The organism is Streptomyces acidicola (genome assembly GCF_009377235.1).
GTDB classification, from domain to species: Bacteria; Actinomycetota; Actinomycetes; order Streptomycetales; family Streptomycetaceae; genus Streptomyces; species Streptomyces acidicola.
Genome location: NZ_VMNX01000385.1, coordinates 1 through 5,769, shown reverse-complemented (window position 1 = coordinate 5,769; position 5,769 = coordinate 1). Strand labels below are relative to the sequence as shown.

The following is a 5,769-nucleotide window of genomic DNA, read 5'->3' as shown; positions in this document are numbered from 1 at the left end:
GGTCGGGGTGGGGCTGGGGGTCTTCGGCGGGCGTGAGGTTCCCGTCGGAGTCGGCGTCGGCGTCGGTGACTCGGCGGTGGGGGTGGGAGTCGGGTCCGGTGTGGGCGATGCCGTGGCCGTCTCCGCCGTGGGGCGCGTCGAGGGCTGTACGGCAGCCGCCTGCCGCTGGTCCGAGCCGGCCGGCGAGAGCAGGTACACCAGCAGCGGTGCCGCCGCGACGGCCAGTGCGGCGGAGGCGAGGGTGAGGCGGCGCGAGGGCAGCCAGGAGGGCCACCGGGTGCCGCCGGACGCCGTACCGGTCGCAGTCGTACCAGCACCTGTACGTGCTCCCGTACCCGCTCTCGTACGCGCGCCCGCGCTCGCACCGCTCGCGCCCGCGGTGCGCGAGCGGCCCGAGCCGCCCAGGACGTACGCCGTGCCGCCCCACGCCAGCAGCCCCTCGGCCAGCGCCGTGCGCGGGGTGTCGCCCAGGGCGGTCAGCTCCTGGTACGCGCCCGCGCAGTGCCCGCAGTGCGCCATGTGGTCCTGGAGGTCGGGGCTGTGGCGGGGGTTCTCGGGGTGGGCCCCCTCCTCGATGAGGCGCCGGAAGTCCTGGCAGTCCGGGTTGGCCGAACGGGCCAGGAGCGAGGTGAGCACGGACTGGCGCAGAGCCTGGAACGCCGGTTCCGCGCCGTACGTCACGTCCTCGCGTGTGCAGCCCAGGAACGCGGCGGTCCGTTCGTCGGGTTCCTCGTCCACGACGCCGTACCAGACCAGGCCCTGGACCCGCGTCGGCAGCGCCTGGAAGGCGGTGAGCAGCCGTGGCTCGGTGGCGGGTTCCGGCTCGCTGAGTCGGGGCAGCAGGCCCGGGGCGAGGTGGACGGCGCGGTCGTCCGTCGCCCAGGAGGCGGCCACCCGGTGCGTCAGGAGCAGCAGATGGTGCCGCCATGGGGTCTTCGGGTCGAGTCCGCGTACCGTCTCGCCGGCCGCCCGCCTGAAGACCTGCTCGGTGAGTTGGCGGGCGTCCGGTTCGCCGGCCGTGTAGCGGCGGGCGTACGCGAGGAGCACGGCGCGGTGGCGGGCCCGGAGTTCGTCCAGCGCGTGCTGCGCGGTCAAGGTGTCACCGCGGAGGAGGTCGGTGAGCCGCGCATCGGGGGTCGTGGCGCGGACACCGTGCTCGTCGCCGCCCCCGGCCTCGGCACCTGTCACGTCATCCGATTCGTCCTCCGACCCGGCTTCACCGTCGTACCGTTCGCCCCGTGCCATCCCCCTGCCTCCTCACCCCCGTGGGCTCCGTCGCCGCCGTGTCGGCATACCGGCGGGTGTGCGCGCCCATAGTGGTGGAAGGAAACCAGTGGGGAAAGGGGTGCCCGAGAGCAACGGCGCCCCGGACCGGGGCGGTTGGCACGGCGGACCAGGCATTACGGCACCACGAGCAACCGCAGAACTTTTCCCACCCGTGAGGCAGGCCCCGTCCAGGCAGGCCCCGTCCAGGCGGGCCCAGTCCAGGCAGATCTCTGTACGGCAAGCGCCCGATGCCCGACCGAAGTCGGAGCACCGGGCGCGGGCCACGGTGGAGACGGTGGAGAGGGTCACTCCTCGACGGTCAGGCCTTTCCGCAATCGCCCGAGCGTGCGGGACAGGAGCCGGGACACATGCATCTGGGAGATGCCGAGTTCGTCCCCGATCTCGGACTGCGTCATGTTGGCGACGAAGCGCAGCGACAGTATCTTCCGGTCGCGCGGCGGGAGGTCGGCGATCAGCGGCTTCAACGACTCGACGTACTCGATGCCTTCGAGCCCGTGGTCCTCGTAGCCGATCCGGTCCGCCAGCGCGCCCTCGGAGTCGTCCTCCTCCGGCTGTGCGTCCAGCGACGAGGCGGTGTACGCGTTCGATGCCGCCATGCCCTCCACGACCTCGTCGTTGGAGAGGCCCAGGCGCTCCGCCAGCTCTCCCACTGTCGGGGCGCGATCGAGCTTCTGGGCGAGTTCGTCACCGGCCTTCGCCAGGTCGAGGCGCAGCTCCTGCAGTCGGCGCGGGACGCGCACGGACCAGCTCGTGTCGCGGAAGAAGCGCTTGATCTCGCCGATGATGGTCGGCATCGCGAAGGTGGGGAACTCGACGCCGCGGCTGAGCTCGAACCGGTCGATCGCCTTGATCAGGCCGATCGTGCCGACCTGGATGATGTCCTCCATCGGCTCGCTGCGGGAGCGGAACCGGGAAGCGGCGAACTTCACGAGCGCGAGGTTGAGTTCGACCAGGGTGTTGCGTACGTACGAGTATTCGTACGTGCCCTCTTCAAGGGACTCCAGCCGCTCGAAGAGTGTCTTGGACAGGGCCCGTGCGTCTACCGGCCCCACCTCGTCATAGGGGGGTATCTCCGGAAGTCCCTCGAGCCCTTCGGGGAGCTCGTGGGCGAGTTCGTCCTGCGTGTCTTCCAGAGAGGGTGTCGACGCCGCCCTCTGGGTATGCGATGCGTCGAGCCGGGGTGACATGATGTCCTCCATCGTTCTCGGCATATGGCCGCCGATGCCTCTACGTGCACTGCGGTGTGCGGCGCCTCCAAAGCCGGCCGTGTTGTCGGGTGTCTTTACTAGCCCTACCTGCTTTCCCAGCTCCATCGCAAGTGCGCTCCATGGTGAAATGTCCACTTCTGGGCGATTGTTCGGGTGTCGGAGCATGCAGGGAAGGCGTAGTGTTCGATGTCGAGTCAACAGCCACGACGGTCGGGAGAGGGACGGCATGGACCGCGGGACGCTCGGCAGTACGCAGTCGGGCAGGCTTCTGGTCGAGGTGCGGGAAGAGGGCGCCAGCGCCGTCGTGACGCCCTCGGGTGAGTTGGATCACCACACCGCCGATTTGTTGCGAGAACCACTCGACGACTGCCTTGACAACGGGTTTGCACGTCTTGTAGTTGACTGCTCGCACCTGGAGTTCTGTGATTCCACCGGGCTCAACGTCCTGCTGGGTGCCCGACTGAAGGCCGACGCGGCGGGCGGCGGGGTGCACCTCGCGGGGATGCAGCCGGTGGTGGCCAGGGTGTTCGAGATCACGGGAGCGGACGCCGTCTTCACCGTCCACGAGACGCTCGAAGCCGCACTGGGCGGCTAGATCCGCCGCTCACTCCTCCTCCGGCCGGACCGGCCGGACCGCTCGCGATGGCCGACTCGTCTGCCCCTGAGTGAGTGGCGCGTTACTCCTGTCACATGCTCCGCACCGAATAGATGGGTGTTCGGACGGATCGGTCGGGCAGGAGACATCCTGAACATGTCGGCAGCCAACACGGCGGGTGCGCCGCGGGGATCCGGGGGGATCTCCGGAACCACGGACTGAGTCTTGAATCGTGAACTGGTGAATCGGTGAGGTGAAGCGCTGATGAGCACCACCCGGCCTTACTCGCCGGGCGACCGCGGCCCGGAACCGGGCGTCGGCGGCGCTTCCGGGGCGTCCGGAGGGGGCGCGCCCCGAGAGGGTGTGATCGCGGAAGGTGTGCCCGAGGGTCCGCCCGTCTCCGCGCCCGCCGGTGGGGGGCGGACCCGCAGGATGAGTTTCGAGGGCGAGAGCGGGGTCGTGCCGCTCGCCCGGGACTTCACCCGTCAGGCGCTGTACGCGTGGGGCTGGCTCCCCGCCGCGAACGCCGACCAGCGGGCCGCGGCCGAGGACGTCCTGCTGGTCGTCTCCGAACTCGTGACCAACGCCTGCCTGCACGCCGAGGGCCCGGACGAGCTGTGGATCGCCTGCGACAACAAGGTGCTCCGCATCGAGGTCTCCGACCGCGGCGTGGGCCAGCCCGCTCCGCGCACCCCGCACCGCGCGGGGCGGCCCGGCGGGCACGGGATGTTCATCGTCCAACGGCTGTGCCTGGACTGGGGGGTCATACGTACGCCCGGGGCCACGGGGAAGACGGTGTGGGCGGAGGTCGGGGGGCCGGGCGCTCCGCTGGGTTGAGCGGGGGCGCTCTGCTGGGTTGAGCAGGACGACTGCGGGTTGTTGGTTGTCTGCGGGGCCGTTGTGACTGGTCGCGCCCGCGCGGCGGAGCCGCATGGTGATACAGCCCCGCGCCCCTGGGGTGGGTGCTGTCGGCTCCCGTCCGCGGGTTGTCCGTGGCTGGGGCCCCGCGTCCCTCCTTCGCAGCGCTGCTCATCCCCCTGAAACCGGCACACACTTTGTCTTCCCTCTACAAGGGGTCGGGCGTACCTTGAGGCGCCAATCTGATGTTGCGTCAGAATGTGGGGTCCCGAGGTGTCGTACCGGACGTACCAGAAACGAACCGCCGCGCTCGCGTTCGCCGCGGCACTGGCCGGCTCGGCGGTGCTGATGGCCGCCCCCGCGGCCCAGGCCGACGTCGTGGACGTCGAGTACAACTGCAAGACGCCGATCGGTGACAAGTCCGCCGTCTCGCCGATCGACATCAAGGGCGTCAAGAGCGGCAGCGACTACAAGATCACCATGTCGTGGCAGAAGGGCGTCTCGTCCAGCCCGGTGGAGCTGGGCAAGGGCTCGATGAACCCGAGCGCCACCATCAAGCTGGGCGGCGCCGAGAGCGGCACGCTCAACGTGACCGGTCCCGCCAACGCGGAGGCCATCCCCGCCAACACACCCATCAAGATCAGCGACCTGAGCGGCACGTACACCCCGAAGAAGACCGGGAAGGTCACCTTCACACCGGGCGTGCTCACCATCAAGGCGCTCGGCACGACCACCACCTGCACGCCCGGCAACAACCCCGGACCGGGGCTCACGCTCAATGTCACGGCGGCAGGCGGGGGTTCGGGTTCATCGTCCGGGTCTCAGGGCGTTTCCGCGTCCGTCGGATCCGGTGGCTCGGGCGGCTCGGGGAGCGAACTCCCGCAGACCGGCCCGGAGGACTCGGCCGTCGCCCTCGGCACCCTCGGCGGCACGGTGCTGCTCGCGGGCGCGGGGGGCGTGCTGTGGCTGACCCGCAGGAACCAGACGGTACGCCGCTGACCGTCGACGATTCCCCGGCCGGGAGCCGCCGCGGAGCCGTACGACTCGTCCCGCTGGAGCCGCCGATGCGTGTCCTGTTTCTCGTTGCTCTCCTGTTGGCCGCCACGGCCACGGCGCCCGTGGCCGTGGCCGACGACGGCTGGTCCGTCGTGCCGTCGGGCGGTGGGCGGCCTTCCTTCTACGCGGAGGGCGCGCCCGGAGCGGTCCTCCAGGACACGGTGTCGGTGCGCAATCCGTCCGCCGAGCCGCTCAGGGTGCGGCTGAGCGGAGGGAGCTGGGTGGTCTTCGCGGGCGAGGGCGCTCCCGCGCGGACGGTCTCGGTCGAGGTGCCGGCCCGAACGCGCGCGGAGGTGCCGTTCACGGTGAACGTCCCGGCCAGCGTCACTCCCGGCGACCACGCGGACACACTCACCGTCCGCTCGTCCGACGGCCGGTCGAGGACGGTGCGGCTCCGGCTCCGGGTCGGCGGACCCGAGCTGCCCGCACTCACCGTCGAGCGTGTCGCCGTGCGCGGCGAGCGCATCACGTACGAGCTGGTCAACCGCGGTACCACCACGCTGACGCCGAGCCTCGCGGTGCGCGCCGAGGGGCTCTTCGGGCGGCGCCTCCTTGACCGGGCGCCCCGCACCCTGCCGGTCGAACTGCAGCCGGGGCGTCGCGTGCGGCTCGGCGAACCGTGGTCCGAACGGCCCGCGCTGGACGCGGTCGACCTCCGGCTGACCGTCACGGCGGGCGGCGGGGCGGCACGTGACGCGGAGGCGGTGGAGGTGCGGTTCGTGCCCTGGCGGGCGGTGGCCGGAATCGCGGGCGGGGGCGCGGCGG

The 5,769-nt window shown here is 71.2% G+C and carries 6 protein-coding genes; 4 read left to right on the top strand and 2 right to left on the bottom strand.

All coding sequences use genetic code 11. The features are described 5' to 3' along the window. Positions 1-1,245, bottom strand: a 1,245-nt coding sequence (locus FPZ41_RS44320; protein ID WP_152870322.1) for an RNA polymerase sigma factor, incomplete at its 3' end; no start/stop codon positions are given. A gap of 326 nt (positions 1,246-1,571) precedes the next feature. Next, positions 1,572-2,474: an RNA polymerase sigma factor SigF gene (locus FPZ41_RS44315; protein WP_131559366.1), complete on the bottom strand. Its 903-nt coding sequence runs from the start codon at positions 2,472-2,474 to the stop codon at positions 1,572-1,574. 247 nt (positions 2,475-2,721) lie between these two features. Here FPZ41_RS44315 and FPZ41_RS44310 point away from each other — a divergent pair, with 247 nt between their 5' ends. The 4 genes from FPZ41_RS44310 to FPZ41_RS44295 form a co-directional block, all read left to right on the top strand. Then, positions 2,722-3,090 (top strand): STAS domain-containing protein, encoded by a 369-nt coding sequence (locus tag FPZ41_RS44310; RefSeq protein ID WP_152870320.1) that lies wholly within the window; start codon positions 2,722-2,724, stop codon positions 3,088-3,090. Positions 3,091-3,354: 264 nt separating this feature from the next. After that, positions 3,355-3,927: an ATP-binding protein gene (locus tag FPZ41_RS44305; RefSeq protein ID WP_152870319.1), complete on the top strand. Its 573-nt coding sequence runs from the start codon at positions 3,355-3,357 to the stop codon at positions 3,925-3,927. Between the two features lie 279 nt (positions 3,928-4,206). After that, the gene (locus FPZ41_RS44300) at positions 4,207-4,947 is read left to right on the top strand and encodes an LPXTG cell wall anchor domain-containing protein (RefSeq protein ID WP_152870317.1); all 741 of its coding nucleotides are present in this window, start codon (positions 4,207-4,209) and stop codon (positions 4,945-4,947) included. Positions 4,948-5,012: 65 nt separating this feature from the next. Next, on the top strand, positions 5,013-5,769 hold a 757-nt coding region (locus FPZ41_RS44295; protein ID WP_152870315.1), incomplete at its 3' end, for a COG1470 family protein.